Source organism: Streptomyces sp. NPDC001514, assembly GCF_053597075.1.
The window spans coordinates 26,942-42,396 of the sequence record NZ_JBSFHO010000016.1; the positions used below are offsets into that span (position 1 = coordinate 26,942).

14 protein-coding genes are annotated in these 15,455 nt (G+C 71.6%); 10 read left to right on the forward strand and 4 right to left on the reverse strand.

The genetic code is table 11. From position 1 onward, the window contains the following. Positions 1 to 35: 35 nt before the first annotated feature. Positions 36 to 1,370, forward strand: coding sequence for an MATE family efflux transporter (locus ACWCXB_RS18535; RefSeq protein ID WP_450724069.1), 1,335 nt, complete (start codon positions 36 to 38; stop codon positions 1,368 to 1,370). On the opposite strand, the gene ACWCXB_RS18540 is transcribed toward ACWCXB_RS18535, so the two are convergent. Further along, positions 1,334 to 2,578 carry a glycosyltransferase 87 family protein gene (locus ACWCXB_RS18540; RefSeq protein WP_450724319.1) on the reverse strand — a complete coding sequence of 415 codons (1,245 nt, stop codon included), beginning with the start codon at positions 2,576 to 2,578 and terminating at the stop codon, positions 1,334 to 1,336. The two genes, ACWCXB_RS18535 and ACWCXB_RS18540, sit on opposite strands and share 37 nt — an antisense overlap. A gap of 101 nt (positions 2,579 to 2,679) precedes the next feature. On the opposite strand from ACWCXB_RS18540, the gene ACWCXB_RS18545 reads away from it, so the two are divergent. Next, positions 2,680 to 3,822 carry a glycosyltransferase family 4 protein gene (locus ACWCXB_RS18545; RefSeq protein WP_450724071.1) on the forward strand — a complete coding sequence of 381 codons (1,143 nt, stop codon included), beginning with the start codon at positions 2,680 to 2,682 and terminating at the stop codon, positions 3,820 to 3,822. Between the two features lie 178 nt (positions 3,823 to 4,000). Then, positions 4,001 to 5,638 carry a GMC oxidoreductase gene (locus ACWCXB_RS18550; protein ID WP_450724073.1) on the forward strand — a complete coding sequence of 546 codons (1,638 nt, stop codon included), beginning with the start codon at positions 4,001 to 4,003 and terminating at the stop codon, positions 5,636 to 5,638. Between the two features lie 5 nt (positions 5,639 to 5,643). Here the strand turns inward: ACWCXB_RS18550 and ACWCXB_RS18555 are convergent, their stop codons facing one another. Beyond that, complete coding sequence (locus ACWCXB_RS18555; RefSeq protein WP_450724075.1) at positions 5,644 to 7,440, reverse strand: AMP-dependent synthetase/ligase; 1,797 nt, start codon at positions 7,438 to 7,440, stop codon at positions 5,644 to 5,646. 237 nt (positions 7,441 to 7,677) lie between these two features. On the opposite strand from ACWCXB_RS18555, the gene ACWCXB_RS18560 reads away from it, so the two are divergent. From ACWCXB_RS18560 to ACWCXB_RS18585, 6 genes are all read left to right on the forward strand, one after another. Continuing rightward, on the forward strand, positions 7,678 to 8,439 hold the full coding sequence (locus ACWCXB_RS18560; protein WP_450724077.1) for a metallophosphoesterase family protein: 762 nt from the start codon (positions 7,678 to 7,680) through the stop codon (positions 8,437 to 8,439). Positions 8,440 to 8,502: 63 nt separating this feature from the next. Beyond that, the gene (locus ACWCXB_RS18565) at positions 8,503 to 8,958 is read left to right on the forward strand and encodes an SRPBCC family protein (protein ID WP_450724079.1); all 456 of its coding nucleotides are present in this window, start codon (positions 8,503 to 8,505) and stop codon (positions 8,956 to 8,958) included. A 41-nt stretch (positions 8,959 to 8,999) separates the two neighbouring features. After that, on the forward strand, positions 9,000 to 10,199 hold the full coding sequence (locus tag ACWCXB_RS18570) for an ArsA family ATPase (protein WP_450724321.1): 1,200 nt from the start codon (positions 9,000 to 9,002) through the stop codon (positions 10,197 to 10,199). Between the two features lie 61 nt (positions 10,200 to 10,260). Further along, positions 10,261 to 10,713: a DUF5304 domain-containing protein gene (locus tag ACWCXB_RS18575; RefSeq protein ID WP_450724081.1), complete on the forward strand. Its 453-nt coding sequence runs from the start codon at positions 10,261 to 10,263 to the stop codon at positions 10,711 to 10,713. Positions 10,714 to 10,774: 61 nt separating this feature from the next. Then, positions 10,775 to 11,716, forward strand: a complete 942-nt coding sequence (locus tag ACWCXB_RS18580) for an ROK family glucokinase (RefSeq protein ID WP_450724082.1) — start codon at positions 10,775 to 10,777, stop codon at positions 11,714 to 11,716. A 273-nt stretch (positions 11,717 to 11,989) separates the two neighbouring features. Beyond that, on the forward strand, positions 11,990 to 12,763 hold the full coding sequence (locus ACWCXB_RS18585; RefSeq protein WP_450724084.1) for an endonuclease/exonuclease/phosphatase family protein: 774 nt from the start codon (positions 11,990 to 11,992) through the stop codon (positions 12,761 to 12,763). A gap of 235 nt (positions 12,764 to 12,998) precedes the next feature. Here ACWCXB_RS18585 and ACWCXB_RS18590 read toward each other — a convergent pair whose 3' ends face one another. After that, a complete protein-coding gene (locus ACWCXB_RS18590; protein ID WP_450724086.1) occupies positions 12,999 to 13,661 on the reverse strand; it encodes a hypothetical protein in 663 nt (220 codons plus the stop codon). Beyond that, on the reverse strand, positions 13,654 to 14,433 hold the full coding sequence (locus ACWCXB_RS18595; protein ID WP_450724088.1) for an alpha/beta hydrolase: 780 nt from the start codon (positions 14,431 to 14,433) through the stop codon (positions 13,654 to 13,656). Before ACWCXB_RS18595 ends, ACWCXB_RS18590 begins: the two co-directional genes overlap by 8 nt. A 264-nt stretch (positions 14,434 to 14,697) precedes the next feature. Between ACWCXB_RS18595 and ACWCXB_RS18600 the strand changes: the two genes are divergently transcribed. After that, positions 14,698 to 15,432: a lysophospholipid acyltransferase family protein gene (locus ACWCXB_RS18600; protein WP_450724090.1), complete on the forward strand. Its 735-nt coding sequence runs from the start codon at positions 14,698 to 14,700 to the stop codon at positions 15,430 to 15,432. The last annotated feature ends 23 nt before the right edge of the window (positions 15,433 to 15,455 follow it).

Consider the following 15,455-nt stretch of genomic DNA (forward strand, 5'->3'; position numbering starts at 1 on the left):
TCGAATCGAGGTATCCGTGTGGAGGGGGTTCGGTCATGAGGCATCGGAAGCGGATCGTCGCGCTCGCGTACCCCGTCTACTTCGAGCTGCTCGCCGGCGTCGCCGCCGGGATCATCAACATGGTCTGGGTCGCCCGCCTCGGAGGCGCGGCCGTCGCCGCCGTCGCCGTGGCGACCAACGTGGAGAACCTGCTCCTCGGCGTGATCCTCATGGCCGGCTCCGGCACCACCGTGCTCGTCGCCCGGGCCCGCGGCGCCGAGGCCCCGGGGGCCGTAAGGGCCGCCGTGCGCGGCGGGTGGGCGCTCTGCGCGCTGATCGTGCCGCCCGTCGCGATCGGCGGGTACGTCCTGCGAGAGCCCCTCGCCCGGCTGGTGCTCGGCGGCGACGGCACACCCGCCGCCCTCGCCGCCGACTACTTCGCGATCTCACTCCCCGGCATGGCCGGCTACTTCGCGGCGAACCTCCTCGACGGCATCCTCAAGGGCGCGGGCGACACCCGCACCCCCATGCGTCTGGCCTTCCTCGCCAACGGGCTGATCCTGGTCCTCGACCCGCTCCTCATCGACCGCTACGGCATCCGCGGCGCCGCCCTCGCCACCGTCGTCGGCCGCTCCGCCGCCCTCGCCGCGGGGCTCGTCGCCCTGCGCCGCAACCCGATCCTGCGCGCGGCCCGGAAAGCGCCCGCCTCCCGACCGCTGCCCGCCGCACTGCGCGACACCGCCCGCACCGGACTGCCCATGTCCGCCGACTTCGTCGTCCGCATGCTGGGTGCGCTCGCGCTCGTCGCGGTCGTCGCCCGGCTCGGAGTCACCGCCGTCGCCGCGTACGGCATCGCCACCAAGGCCATGTACGTGGCCACGATGGCCTTCTACGCCGTACGCCAGGCCGCATCCATCCACACCGCCCATCTGCTCGGCGCGGGGCGGGACGAGCGGCGGGCCGTCGGACGCCAGGCGCTCCTCGTCTCCGGGGCGGTGGGGGCCACCGCTGCCGTGCTCCTGCTCGCCGCCGCCCCCTGGATCATGCGGGCGTTCGGCGCGGGCCCCGGGGTGGCAGACGCCGGGGCGCTGTTCCTCCGCTGCCTCGGCCCGTATCTCGTCCTCCTCGCCTGCTTCATCGCGCTCGGCGGAGTCTTCGAGGGCAGCGGCGGCAGCCATCTGGCCGCACGCATCACCATCGCCGGATCCCTCGTCCAGCTCCCCCTCGCGTACGGGTTCTCCGCCTTCGGACTCGGACTGCCCGGCGTATGCCTCGCGATGGCCCTGGCGATGGCGGTGCAGTGCGCGGCGCTGGCCCTGCTGTTCCGGCGGACCGCCCCCGTCCGCCGGCGCGCTCAGGACCCGAGCAGTTCCTTGTCGTCGGCCGGCTGAGCGGACGGGGCGCGCCCTGCCCGGCGCCCGCGCCCCGGCACTGTACTCGTCCACAGGCGCCGGCAGGCCAGCAGCGTCGCCGCGACGAGCAGCCCGTTGCGCACGAGGAGCAGTGCGATGCCGAGAGGATCGCTCGCCACCACCTCCGCGAAGTGGATGGGGAATTCGAGGTACGTGACCCCGGTGGCGACCACCACAAGACACGCGGGCAGTGCCATCCGGCTCGACCGGAACGCGAGACACACGGCGGCCAGACCGACCAGCCAGATCATGTACTGGGGGCTGATCACCCGGCTCGTGGTGGTGAACAGCAGTACCGCTGTGAACGCCGCGTCCGCGGGCGTGCTCGCCGTGAAATCCCGGGCGCGGAGCCGCCACACCAGCAGCCAGCCCAGCGCGAGCACCGACAGCGCCAGCGCGATCCGGCTGACCACCGGGACGTACGGGCCGAGGAACTCGACCGAGCCGTAGTTCAGCAGCACCTGCCCGTCCCACCCGTCGTGCCGGGCCAGATGGAAGACCAGCGCCCCCAGGGACTCGATCTCCGTGCCCCGGTCCCGCTGGAAGGTGAGGAACGCCAGCGCCCCGGGCATCGCCGCGGCGAACACCACCAGCAGACCGGCCGCCGTCACCGCCGCGGCCGTCCACGACCTGCGGGTGGCGCGGCCGCGCCCCACCCCGGCCAGCAACAGCACCGGCCACACCTTCAGCATCGCCCCGAACCCCACCAGTGCGCCGGCCAGCCTCGGGCGGCGGGCGAGCGCGAGCAGGGCGGCCACCGCGACGGCCGTCACCATCAAGTCGTAGCGGGCGTACGCGGTGGGGCCGAGCAGCGGCACCCCGGCGACCCAGACCCAGGCCCCCTTCAGGGACTTGCCGGGCCGCATCCCCGCGTACAGGAGCAGCCCGAGCACCGCGGTGTCGCAGACCAGGGCGAGGACGAAGAAGGCCGTGACATAGCCGAGGAAGGGCAGCAGGGCGGGGGAGAGGATGGCGAGCGCGGCGGCGGGCGGGTACTGCCAGGTGACGTCGTTCCTCGGGTACGTGCCGGTCTTCAGCACCTCGTACCAGCCCTGGTAGATCACGCTGACATCGCTCGTCACATCGGGTCCGGCGACGTAGAGGACCTTCAGGACCCAGAGCAGCAGCACGATCCTGGTGAGAATCCACACCGTGACGGGGAGAGCGGAGCGCGCTGCGCCCTTCATGACCACCTCATGCCGATTCGTACCCTTCAGAGCTGTCATGGTGCCCAGCACGACCGCACACCGGCGAAGAGGCATGCCCGCCATTGGTACTGTCGGCGGCGATGGACAAGACCCTGATCGTGACCAACGACTTCCCGCCGCGGCCCGGCGGCATCCAGGCGTTCCTCCACAACATAGCGTTGCGCCTGGACCCCGAGCAGCTCGTGATCTACGCGTCCACGTGGAAGCACAGCCGCGAGGGCATCGAGGCGACGGCCGATTTCGACGCCGAGCAGCCCTTCACGGTCGTCAGGGACCGTACGACCATGCTGCTGCCGACACCGCGCGTCACCCGGCGCGCGGTGGGCCTGCTGCGGGAGCACGGCTGTACGTCGGTGTGGTTCGGCGCCGCCGCGCCGCTCGGGCTGATGGCGCCGGCGCTGCGCAGGGCGGGGGCGCGGCGGCTCGTCGCCACCACGCACGGGCACGAGGCGGGGTGGGCGCAGCTGCCCGTGTCCCGGCAACTGCTGCGCCGGATCGGCGAGGGCACGGACACGATCACGTATCTCGGTGAGTACACGCGCTCGCGGATCGCCGCGGCGCTCACGCCCGAGGCGGCGGAGCGGATGGTGCAGCTGCCGCCCGGCGTCGACGAGAAGACCTTCCACCCGGGCTCCGGCGGCGACGCCGTGCGCGAGCGGCTCGGGCTCGCCGACCGCCCGGTGGTCGTCTGCGTCTCCCGGCTCGTGCCGCGCAAGGGCCAGGACACGCTGATCCGCGCCATGCCCGCGATCCTGGCGAAGGTCCCGGACGCGGTGCTGCTGATCGTCGGCGGCGGCCCGTACGAGAGCGAGCTGCGGGGGCTCGCGCACGCGACCGGCGTCGCCTCGTCCGTGCGCTTCACGGGCGCCGTCCCCTGGGAGGAACTGCCCGCGCACTACGGGGCCGGTGACGTCTTCGCCATGCCGTGCCGTACGCGGCGGGGCGGCCTCGACGTCGAAGGGCTCGGCATCGTCTACCTGGAGGCCTCGGCCACCGGCCTTCCCGTCGTCGCGGGCGACTCGGGCGGAGCGCCGGACGCCGTCCTCGACGGCGAGACGGGCTGGGTGGTCCGCGGCGGCGTCCCCGAGGAGTCCGCGGACCGCATCGTGACCCTGCTCCAGGACCCCGAACTGCGCCGTCGCATGGGCGAGCGCGGCCGTGAGTGGGTCGAGGACAGGTGGCGCTGGGACCTCCTGGCGGACAAGCTCAAGACCCTGCTCTAGCCCGCAAGTTCTGCCCGTCCGGCGTTCGAGGACGGACGCGCGGGCCGCCGCCTGGACGGTACCGCCCACCCCGGCAGGCCTGCCCCCGCGCCTGGCGGAAACGGCACTCTTGCGCGCCGCCCGAAAAAGCCCTGCGCAGCACATAGGCGGAACCCAAAAATCCGCCCATGCTGCGCACATGACACGAAAACTGACGCGCCGTCACCTCCTGGGTCTCGGCGCCCTCCAGACCGCCGCCGCCCTCGGCCTCACCCGCATCGGCCCGGCACACGCGGCCGCCCCGGCCCGGCCGGCCGGCACCGAGGCCACCGACCACACCCCCGCCCTCGTCATCGGCTCCGGCTACGGCGCCGCCGTCGCCGCCCTCCGCCTCGGCGAGGCCGGCATCCGCACCCTCGTCCTCGAGATGGGCCGCCTCTGGGGCACCGACACCCCCGGCCCCGACGGCAAGGTCTTCTGTGCCACCGGCGCCCCCGACCAGCGCTCCATGTGGTTCCGCACCCGCACCGAGGCCCCGCTCGCCCAGTTCCTGTGGCTCGACGTCGTCAACAAGGACATCAGCCGGTACCCCGGAGTCCTCGACCGCGTCCGTTTCGCCGACATGTCCGTGTACGTGGGCCGCGGCGTCGGCGGCGGATCCCTGGTCAACGGCGGCATGGCGGTGACCCCGCAGCCCGCGTACTTCTCCGAGATGCTGCCGTCCGTCGACGCCACCGCCATGTACGGCACGTACTTCCCGCGCGCCCGCGGGATGCTGGGCGTCAACACCGTCAACCCGGCCTGGTTCGAGTCGACCGAGTGGTACCGCTTCACCCGGATCTCCCGTAAGCACGCGGCCAACACGGGCCTGAAGACCACCTTCGTGCCCAACGTGTACGACTTCGGGTACATGGAGCGCGAAGCCGCCGGACAGGCGGTCAGGTCCGCCCTCGCCGGGGAGGTCATCTACGGCAACAACCACGGCAAACGCAGCCTCGACAAGACCTATCTCGCCGCCGCACTCGGCACCGGGAACGTCACCATCGAGACACTGCACCGGGCCCGCGCCGTCCGCAGACAGCCCGACGGGACGTACGTCGTCACCGCCGACCGGATCGACCTGTCGGGCAACGTCGTCGCCACCCGCGAGCTCGGCTGCGACCGGCTCTTCCTCGGCGCGGGCAGTCTCGGCACCACCGAACTGCTGCTGCGCGCCCGGGAGACGGGGGCGCTGCCCGACCTCAGTGACCGCGTCGGCACCGGCTGGGGCACCAACGGCAACGTCATGACGGCCCGCGCCAACCACATGTGGGACACCGTCGGAGCCAACCAGTCGACCATGCCCGTCATGGGCATCGACGACTGGTCCAACACCGCCAACCCGGTCTTCGCGGAGATCGCCCCGCTGCCGATGGGCTTCGAGCACTGGATCAGCCTCTACCTGGCGATCACGAGAAACCCCGAGCGCGGCACCTTCTCGTACGACACCGCCACCGACTCGGCAAGGCTCAACTGGACGCGGGCACAGAGCCAGGTCTCGGTCGACGCGGCGAAGAAGCTCTTCGACCGCATCAACCTGAAGAACGCCACGATCTACCGGTACGACCTCTTCGGCGGCAACAAGACCTTCGCCGACGACTTCACGTACCACCCGCTCGGCGGCTGCGTCCTGGGCCGGGCCACCGACGACTACGGCCGCGTCAGAGGCGCCCCGGGGGTGTACGTCACCGATGGAGCCCTCATACCGGGCTCCATCGGCGTCAATCCGTTCGTCACTATCACCGCGCTCGCCGAGCGCAACATCGAGCGAGTCCTGACCGAGGACTACGCCCGGTAGGTGAACTACGCCCGGTAGATCGCTTCGATCTCGTCGGCGAAGTCCTTCGCCACCACATTCCGCTTCAGCTTCAGCGACGGCGTGATGTGGCCGGCCTCCTCCGTGAACTGGGAGGTGAGGATGCGGAATTTCCGCACCGATTCCGCCTTGGAAACCGCGGCATTGCCGTTGTCCACCGCCCGCTGGATCTCCGCCAGCAGATCCGGGTCCTCGCACAGCGTTGCCGCCGTGGAGCCGGCCGGCTTGCCGTGGTCGGCGGCCCAGCGGGCCAGGAACTCCTCGTCGATCGTGACCAGCGCGCCCACGAACGGCCGCCCGTCACCCACGACCATGCACTCGGCGACCAGCGCATGCGCCCGGATCCGGTCCTCGATGACCGCGGGGGCGACGTTCTTGCCGCCCGCCGTCACCAGGATCTCCTTCTTCCGGCCCGTGATCGCGAGGTAGCCGTCCTCGTCGAGCGTGCCGATGTCACCGGTGTGGAACCAGCCGTCGGCCAGCGCCTCGGCCGTCGCCGCCTCGTTGTTCCAGTAGCCCGTGAAGACGTGCTCGCCGTGGACCAGCACCTCGCCGTCGTCGGCGATCCGCAGCACCGAGCCCGGCAGCGGCTGCCCGACCGTACCGATCTTCTGCCGGTCCCACGGGTTGAAGGCCGTGGCCGCACACGTCTCCGTCAGGCCGTACCCCTCGAGCACGGTGAAGCCGATGCCGCGGTAGAAGTGGCCGAGCCGTTCGCCCAGCGGGGCACCGCCGGAGATGGCGGCCTCACCGCGGCCGCCCAGCACCGCCCGGAGCTTGGTGTAGACGAGCTTGTCGAAGACCTTGTGCTTGAGCCTCAGTCCCAGCGACGGGCCCTGCGGGGTGTCGAGCGAGCGGCTGTACGCGATCGCCGTGTTCGCCGCCTTGTCGAAGATCTTGCCCTTGCCGTCCGCCTGGGCCTTGGCCCGGGCGGAGTTGTAGACCTTCTCGAAGACGCGCGGCACACCGAGGATCAACGTCGGCCGGAAGGAGGCGAGTTCATCGGTGAGGTTCTTGATGTCGGGCGCGCAGCCGAGCTTGATCGGCGCCATCGCCGGCGCGAGCGCGACCATGCGGCCGAAGACATGCGCGGCGGGGAGGAAGAGGAGGACGGAGCTCTCGCCCGTGCGGAACAGCGGCTTGAGGCGCTCGACCAGGTTGCCGCACTCCGCGAAGAAGGCGCGGTGGGTGAGCACACAGCCCTTGGGGCGGCCGGTCGTGCCCGACGTGTAGACGATCGTCGCCGGGTCGTCGGCCTTGGCCACCGCGCTGCGCTCGTCGACCGTCTCGTCGGCGATCTCGGCACCGGCGGTGGTCAGCTCCTCGACCGCGGCGCGCTCGATCTGCCACACCTGCCTCAGGGCCGGCAGCGACTCCCGTACCGACTCGACGGCGGCGGCGTGCGCATCGGACTCCACGATCACCGCGACCGCGCCGGAGTCACCGAGGATCCACTGCACCTGCTCGGGCGAGCTGGTCTCGTAGACCGGCACGGTCACGCCGCCGGCGCTCCAGATCGCGAAATCCAGCTGAATCCACTCGTAGCGGGTGCGCGACATCAGGGCGACCCGGTCGCCGGGCTGCACACCGGCCGCGATCAGACCCTTGGCGGCGGCCCGCACCTCGGCCAGGAACTGGGTGGCGGTCACGTCCGTCCAGACGCCCGCGACCTTTCTGCCCATGACGGCGACGTCCGGATGCTGGGTGGCATTGCGGCGGATGAGATCCGTCAGATTGCCGTCCGTGGGGACCTCGTACAGGGCCGGAAGGCTGAACTCGCGCAAGACTGCTGCTCCTCATCGGGCGCCGGCGCCACGGCTCTGTGTGAACGCACCGGGGACTGCCCGGACGTTACCCATCAGTACATGGTTCCGGATAGGGGGTCCCGGCCAGATGTTCTCTGCGTCACACCTGTGTGGCGCTGCATCGCGCACCCTATTCCACCGGCCGGACGACGCGGAAGTAACCGCAGGTCCGGACCCCTCTACCCACTGCCCGCCGACGACCCTAGGGTGATCGACATGCGAGTTCATGTGGTCAGCGACGTACACGGGAACACGAGGGATCTGGCCAGGGCGGGCGACGGCGCCGACGCCCTGATCTGCCTCGGTGACCTGGTGCTCTTCCTCGACTACGCCGACCACTCGCGAGGGATCTTCCCCGACCTCTTCGGCGTCGAGAACGCAGACCGGATCGTGGAGCTGCGCACCGCGCGCCGCTACGACGAGGCCCGCGCCCTCGGACAGCGGCTGTGGGCGGGGCTGGACCGGGATGCAGCGATCCTCGCCGCCGTGCGCAAGCAGTACGCCGAGATGTTCGCCGCGTTCCCGACGCCGACGTACGCCACCTACGGCAATGTCGACATTCCGACGCTCTGGCCGGAGTACGCGCGCCCCGGCACCACCGTCCTCGACGGCGAGCGCGTCGAGCTCGACGGACGCGTCTTCGGCTTCGTCGGCGGCGGACTGCGCAGCCCGATGCGCACGCCGTACGAGATCTCCGACGAGGAGTACGCCGCCAAGGTGGAGGCGGTCGGCGAGGTCGACGTGCTGTGCTCGCACATCCCGCCCGACGTACCGGAACTGACGTACGACACCGTCCCCCGCCGCTTCGAGCGCGGTAGCCGGGCCCTGCTCGACGCCATCCGGCGGACCCGGCCGCGGTACGCCCTCTTCGGGCATGTCCACCAGCCCCTGGCCCGGCGGATGCGCATCGGCTCGACCGAGTGCGTGAACGTCGGGCACTTCGCGGCGACGGGCAGGCCATGGGCCCTGGAATGGTGACCGGTCCGGTCGCGATAGATTGCACACCGCAAGCCTCCGGAGCGCAGAAGAGGAGCCACGGCGATGGCGGAACACACCAGCTCGAGCATCACCATCGACGCGGCGCCCGCCGACGTGATGGGGGTGATCTCCGACTTCGCGCGCTACCCGGAGTGGACCGGCGAGGTGCAGGAGACCGAGGTCCTGGAGAAGGACGACCAGGGGCGTGCGGTGCAGGTCCGGCTGGTGCTCGACGCCGGAGCGATCAAGGACGACCACACGCTCGCGTACACCTGGACCGGTGAGAACCAGGTCTCCTGGACGCTGGTGAAGTCGCAGATGCTGCGCGCCCTGGACGGCTCCTACACGCTGGCGCCGGTCGGCGGCGGAGAGCGTACGGAGGTCACGTACCAGCTGACCGTCGACGTCAAGATCCCCATGCTCGGGATGATCAAGCGCAAGGCGGAGAAGGTCATCATCGACCGCGCCCTCGCGGGTCTGAAGAAGCGCGTCGAGTCCGGCGCGGGACCGAAGGCCTGATCTCCTCCTTGAACCACACCGGCGCCGTCCGCGCCCTTCCCCTGCGCACGATCCTCGTCACCGGGCCCGGCGGCTCGGGCCGTACGACGGTCGCCGCGGCGACCGCGCTCGCCTCGGCCCGGCGAGGAAAGCGGACCCTGCTGCTCTCGGGCGAGGCCGACGGCGTGCTGGGCGTCACGGCAGGCACCGAGCCCAGCGAGGTCACCGACGGCCTGTGGGTCGTGCGGATCGACTCCGGTGCGCACTTCCGCGGCGAAATCCTCGCCTTCCAGGAACGCAGCACCGCCGCCCTCGACCTGCTCGGCGCACACCGGCTGGAGGACGAGGAGCTGACCGAGCTCCCCGGGAGCGAGCAGTTCGCGCTGCTGCGGGCGCTGCGCGACGCCGCGGCCGGTGACTGGGACGTGCTCGTCGTCGACATGCCCCCGGTCCTCGGCACCCTCGCCCTCATCGCCCTCCCGGAACAGCTCCGGCGCTATCTGCGCCGCCTCCTCCCGCCCGAGCGGCAGGCCGCCCGTGCCCTGCGACCCATGCTGGCCCAGCTCGCGGGCGTGCCGATGCCCGCGCAGTGGCTGTACGAGCTGGCCGCGCGCTGGGAGCGGGAGCTCTCCGCCGTGCAGGAGCTGATCGAGGACCGGAACACGACGGTCCGGCTCGTCGCCGAGCCGGGGCCCGCCGGCGAGGAGGCGCTGCACACCGCCCGGCTCGGCCTCGCGCTGTACGGGGCGGTCGTCGACGCGGTCGTACCGAACCGGGTCCTCCCGACGGCATCGCCCGACCCCTGGCTCGCGGGTCTCCAGGCCCAGCAGGACAAGGTGCTGCGGCGGTGGCACGAGGAGTGGGACCCGGTGTGCCCGGTCCGCGAGGTGACGCACCTGGGCAGGGACCCGCGGGGGCGCGACGATCTGGCCGAGCTGGGCGTGCCTTTCGAGCTCCTGGAGCCTTCGGAGCCCGGGGAGCCTTCGGAGCCCGGGCCGTGGCAGGCGTGGGGCACCATCGAGGGCCCGACGGGCGACGACGGCATCCTCGTCTGGCGGCTGCCGCTGCCCGGGGCCGTCAAGGAAGAGCTGAGTCTGGTCCGCCGAGGGGACGAACTCCTCCTCACCGTGGGCCCGTTCCGGCGCATCGTTCCGCTCCCCTCCGTCCTGCGCCGCTGCACCGTCTCCGGTGCGGGACTCGACAACGGGGTGCTGGGGATCCGGTTCACACCGGACCCCGCCCTCTGGCCGCGGAGACGCTGAACGGGCACGCCCCGTTCGGGTACCGTCGACAGTACGAAGTCACGTTCTCCAGGAGTACGTCATGAGCGATGCCACCGAGCGCCCCGCCGTCGATGCCGACGCCTGGGCCGAAGCGTGTGCCGAGGACCTGGAGGCCGAGCGGGCCCGCCGCCGGGAGCGGCACGGGCCGCAGCCCGGTTCCGCGGCCGAGGAGCTGCGCAAGCTCATGGACGCGGTCGCCGACAAGTTGTCCTCGATGCAGAACCCCCTGTTCGGCATGGCCGCACAGGGCACCGTGCAGCAGCTGATCAGCCAGGCCAAGGCGGCCGTCGAGCCCGTCGTCGAGCGCAACCCGCAGGTCTTCGACCACCTCGCGGCCGCGGGCAACGAGCTGCTGGCCGCGTACCGCTCGGCCGTCGAGGGCCAGGAGCGGCGCTGGACCCGAGGCGAGCCGACGACCCATGAGGGGCAGGACGGCCGCGAGGGCCGCGACGGACGCGACGACGGCCCGAGCGAGAAGATCGACCTGGACTGACGCAGGGACTCCCTCGGGTACGGTTGGCCTTAGCGGGGCTCGACCGAAAACTGAGGGACACATGGGACTCACCATCGGCGTCGACATCGGCGGCACCAAGATCGCGGCAGGCGTGGTCGACGACGCGGGCACCATTCTCGATACGCACACGGTGCCCACTCCGCCGACCGCCGAGGCCATCGTGGATGCGATCTCCTCGGCCGTCACCGCAGCCGGTAAGGGGCACAACATCGAAGCAGTCGGCATCGGCGCCGCCGGCTACGTCGACGAGAAGCGTGCCACCGTCCTCTTCGCGCCGAACATCGACTGGCGGCACGAGCCGCTGAAGGACAAGGTCGAACAGCGCGTCGGCCTCCCGGTCGTCGTGGAGAACGACGCCAACGCGGCGGCGTGGGGGGAGTACCGCTACGGAGCGGGCCAGGGCCACGAGGACGTCATCTGCATCACGCTCGGCACCGGCCTGGGCGGCGGCATCATCATCGGCAACAAGCTGCGCCGCGGACGCTTCGGCGTGGCCGCGGAGTTCGGGCACATCCGGGTCGTCCCCGACGGTCTGCTGTGCGGCTGCGGCAGCCAGGGCTGCTGGGAGCAGTACGCGTCCGGCCGCGCGCTCGTGCGGTACGCCCGCCAGCGCGCGATGGCGACCCCCGAGAACGCGGAGATCCTCCTCGGGCTCGGCGACGGCACCCCTGAGGGCATCGAGGGCAAGCACGTCAGCGCCGCGGCCCGGCAGGGCGACAAGGTCGCCGTCGACTCCTTCCGCGAGCTGGCCCGCTGGGCGGGCGCGGGCCTGGCCGACCTGGCGTCGCTCTTCGACCCGTCCGCGTTCATCGTCGGCGGCGGCGTGTCGGACGAGGGCGAGCTCGTCCTCGACCCCATCCGCAAGTCCTTCCGCCGCTGGCTGATCGGTGCCCAGTGGCGCCCCCACGCCCAGGTCCTGGCCGCCAAGCTCGGCAACAAGGCGGGCCTCGTCGGCGCGGCGGACCTGGCCAGGCAGGGCTGACGCCCTACCGCACCCCCATGCTGCCCGCGGCGGCCCGGGCGGCACCGTCCGGGCGGCCCGGGTGTCCGTCCTCGAACGCCGGACAGGCTTGATATGCGTGGCCGGTACCGTCCCGGCGACCCGCTTATCCGTCCTTGAAGCCGGACGGGCCGGAAGTGGGCCGGTACCGGTGGGTGCGCCCCGCGATCGAGGCGCGGAGGCCCGCTGCAGGCGCCGCCGACGCGCCCGGGCGGCGCGCGGGGCAACGGCCCGCGGCCCGTTATCTTGTGCCGCATGGCGACGCCCGCGACGCACCCACTGCCCAACTCCCGCACCGAACCCGACGGTTCAGCCGTCGTCCGCGTGCTCAGCTACAACATCCGCTCGATGCGCGACGACGAGGACGCACTCGCCCGCGTCATCCGCGCCTGCAAACCGGACCTCGTCTTCGTCCAGGAAGCCCCCCGCTTCTTCCGGTGGCGCAAGCACGCCGCCCGCCTCGCCGCCAAGAGCGAGCTGGTCATGCTCAGCGGGGGCGCGACCGCCGCAGGGCCGCTGCTGCTGTGCTCGCTGCGGGCGACCGTGGAGCGCACCGAGGACGTGCTGCTGCCGCTCACCCCTGGCCTGCACCGCCGTGGCTTCGCGACCGCCGTCGTACGGATCGGGGGGGCCAGGCTCGGGCTGCTCAGCTGTCATCTGAGCCTGCAGAGCGACGAGCGCTACGTCCAGGCCGGGATGCTGCTCGACCGCATCGCGGCGATGGGCGTGCCGCACGCGATCGCCGCGGGCGACATCAACGACCGGCCGGCCGGCCGCAGCTTCCGGCGGCTCGCGGCCGAGCTGCAGGACTGCTGGGCGGTGAGCCCCTGGGGCGGTGAGTACACCTCGACGCCCACCGACCCGCACCAGCGCATCGACGCGATCTTCGCGACCGAGGGTGTCGAGGTCCTCGGCTGCGGTGTGCCGCTGGGCCTGCCGGGTCTGCAGGACGCGGACCTGAAGGCGGCCACGGACCACCTTCCGGTTCTTGCCGCGCTCAGGATCCCCGCGGCCGGCGCGGTGAGCTAGGTCCTGTCCGGCCGATCTTGCCGGGCTCGCGTGCCCTGGCACCGCACCTCGCTGCGTTGTCGTCGGTCACCGACTCCCCCGTAGCCCTTCGGGCACGGGAGGTGCCCCCACCGCGTCGATTTCTCCCCCTGCCTTCGGCGGGGGGACCCCCACCTCCGCCTTGCGATGTACGGCACCAGACCCCGCTCACTGATCCGGCCTGATCGACCGGACAGGACCTAGGCCTGGACACCCCCTAGACCACCGCGCCGCGGCCCGGATCGTCGTCCTCGTCGTCGCCGTGCGCCATGCGGGCCACCAGCGTGGCGAAGCCGCCGAGGAAGCCGCCGACTCCGAGCGTGGTGAGCCACCACGTCATGTCCCACTGCAGGATCACGGCGAGCAGCAGAAGCACCGGCCCGCCGATCACCGCGAGCCAGGCGAACTTCGCGGTCGTGTCGGCCTCCGGCAGCGGCGGCGGCTCCGGCGGTACGAAGTGGCCCTCGTCGCTCTCGTCGAGGTCGTCGTCGCTCGCCTCGGCGACCTCGTAGTCACGCGGACCGCCTCCGCCCGCACCCGCGCCGGGGCCGACCCCGACGCCGGGGGCGAAGACGATCGAGCCGCCGAGCGGTCGCTGCGGCCCGGAGCCGTCGGACCGGTCCTCGCCCAGGGCGCCGCCGTCGACGTCGTCCTGATCGTCCTCATCGTCGCCGTCGGCCTTCGCGGCCCCCGACGCGTCGCCCTTCAGCGGCTTGTCCAGGCCCGCCAGGTCCTCGACGGACTTGAACGGCCTGGCCCCTGGAGGGTCGGCCGGCTCCTCGCCGTACCCCGCGACGATCGCGGCCCAGGCGGCCTGCTCGTCGATGGGCTGCGGGTCCCGGTCTCTGTCGTCCCGGTCCGCGTCGTGCTGCTCAGCCACCGGTGGTGCTCCCCTTCTTCCCGACGCTCGGAGCGAGGCGGCCGATGAACGCGTAACTCTCCTCGAAAATCCGCTCCGCGTCGTGGTCCAACGTCGCCACGTGGTAACTCTGTTCCAACAGGATCTCCTGGACGTCCGTCGAGGAGACACGGCCGAGGATCCGGGCCGAGTCGGCGGGCGGGACCACATGGTCCTGCGGGCTGTGCAGCAGCAGGAGCGGCTGGGTGACCTGCGGCAGCTCGCCGTCGACGAGCCGGAAGAAGTTCCGCAGGGAGTGCGCGGCGTGCAGCGGCACCCGGTCGTAGCCGAGCTCCTCGGCACCTTCCTTGGCGATGTCGTCGGTGACCCCCTTCGTCGTAGGGACGAAGTGACGGGCCACCGGAAGGGCGTACGCCATGAGACCGTGCACCTTGTTCCCCGGGTTGACGAGCACGATGCCCTGCACTGCGTCGCCGTGCTTGGCGGCGAGCCGAAGCGTCAGCGCGCCGCCCATGGAGAGCCCGAAGACGAACACCTGGCTGCACCGCTCCCTGAGCGTCCGCAGCTCCCTGTCCACCTCCGCGTACCAGTCCTGCCAGCCGGTCAGCTGCATGTCCTGCCAGCGGGTGCCATGGCCGGGCAGCAGCGGCAGCGACACGGTCAGGCCGCGCTCCGCCAGATATTCCGCCCAGGGGCGCAGCGACTGTGGGGAACCGGTGAATCCGTGACAGAGGAGGACGCCGACCTCACCGCCCTCGTGGCGGTACGGCTCGGCTCCAGGAAGGACCGGCACCGGGGTCTCCTGTTCGTGAGGATCGGACGCACGGAAAGTGGAGTGCTCGGAAGGTGCCTTCACCGTACGCGACCGGACTGACACCGACCAGGGCCGACGGTGCACCGGCACGGTGCCGAGGTGCACCGGCACGGCCCCTGGGGCGCCACCGGCACGGACCCTGGGTGCCTCCGGTACGGCACCGGGGGAGAGAGCGCAGGCCCCGCACGGGTTAAGGTCTTTCCGACGGACACAGGGAAGGCACTCGAGTTGATCTACGGCGCTATGAAGTTCTCCATCGGAGGGTCACTGAAGCTCGCCTTCAGGCCCTGGGTGGAGGGCCTCGAGAACATTCCCGCCGAGGGGCCCGCGATCCTCGCGAGCAACCACCTGTCGTTCTCGGATTCCTTCTTCCTGCCCGCGGTCCTGGACCGCAAGGTCACCTTCATCGCCAAGGCCGAGTACTTCACCTCGCCCGGAGTGAAGGGCAAGCTCACGGCGGCGTTCTTCAAGGGTGTGGGGCAGCTTCCGGTGGACCGGTCGGGCGCCCGCGGCGCGGGCGAGGCGGCCATCAAGAGCGGCATCGAGGTCATCGAGCGCGGTGAGCTGTTCGGTATCTACCCGGAGGGCACGCGGTCGCCCGACGGCCGGCTCTATCGCGGCAAGCCCGGCGGCCTCGCGCGCGTGGCGCTCGCGACGGGCGCGCCCGTGATCCCGGTGGCGATGATCGACACCGAGAAGATCCAGCCGCCCGGCAAGGTCATCCCCAAGCTGATGCGCCCGGGGATCCGGATCGGCAAGCCGCTCGACTTCAGCCGCTACCACGGCATGGAGCACGATCGCTTCATCCTGCGCTCGGTGACCGACGAGGTCATGTACGAGATCATGAAGCTCTCCGGTCAGGAGTACGTGGACGTCTACGCGACGGCGGCCAAGCGCCAGATCGCCGATGCGGAGAAGGCGGCCAAGGAGGTCGCCAAGGAGGCCGCCAAGGAAGCGGAGCGGAACGGCGCCCAGTAGCGGCGCTGTCCGTCCGGGGCGGG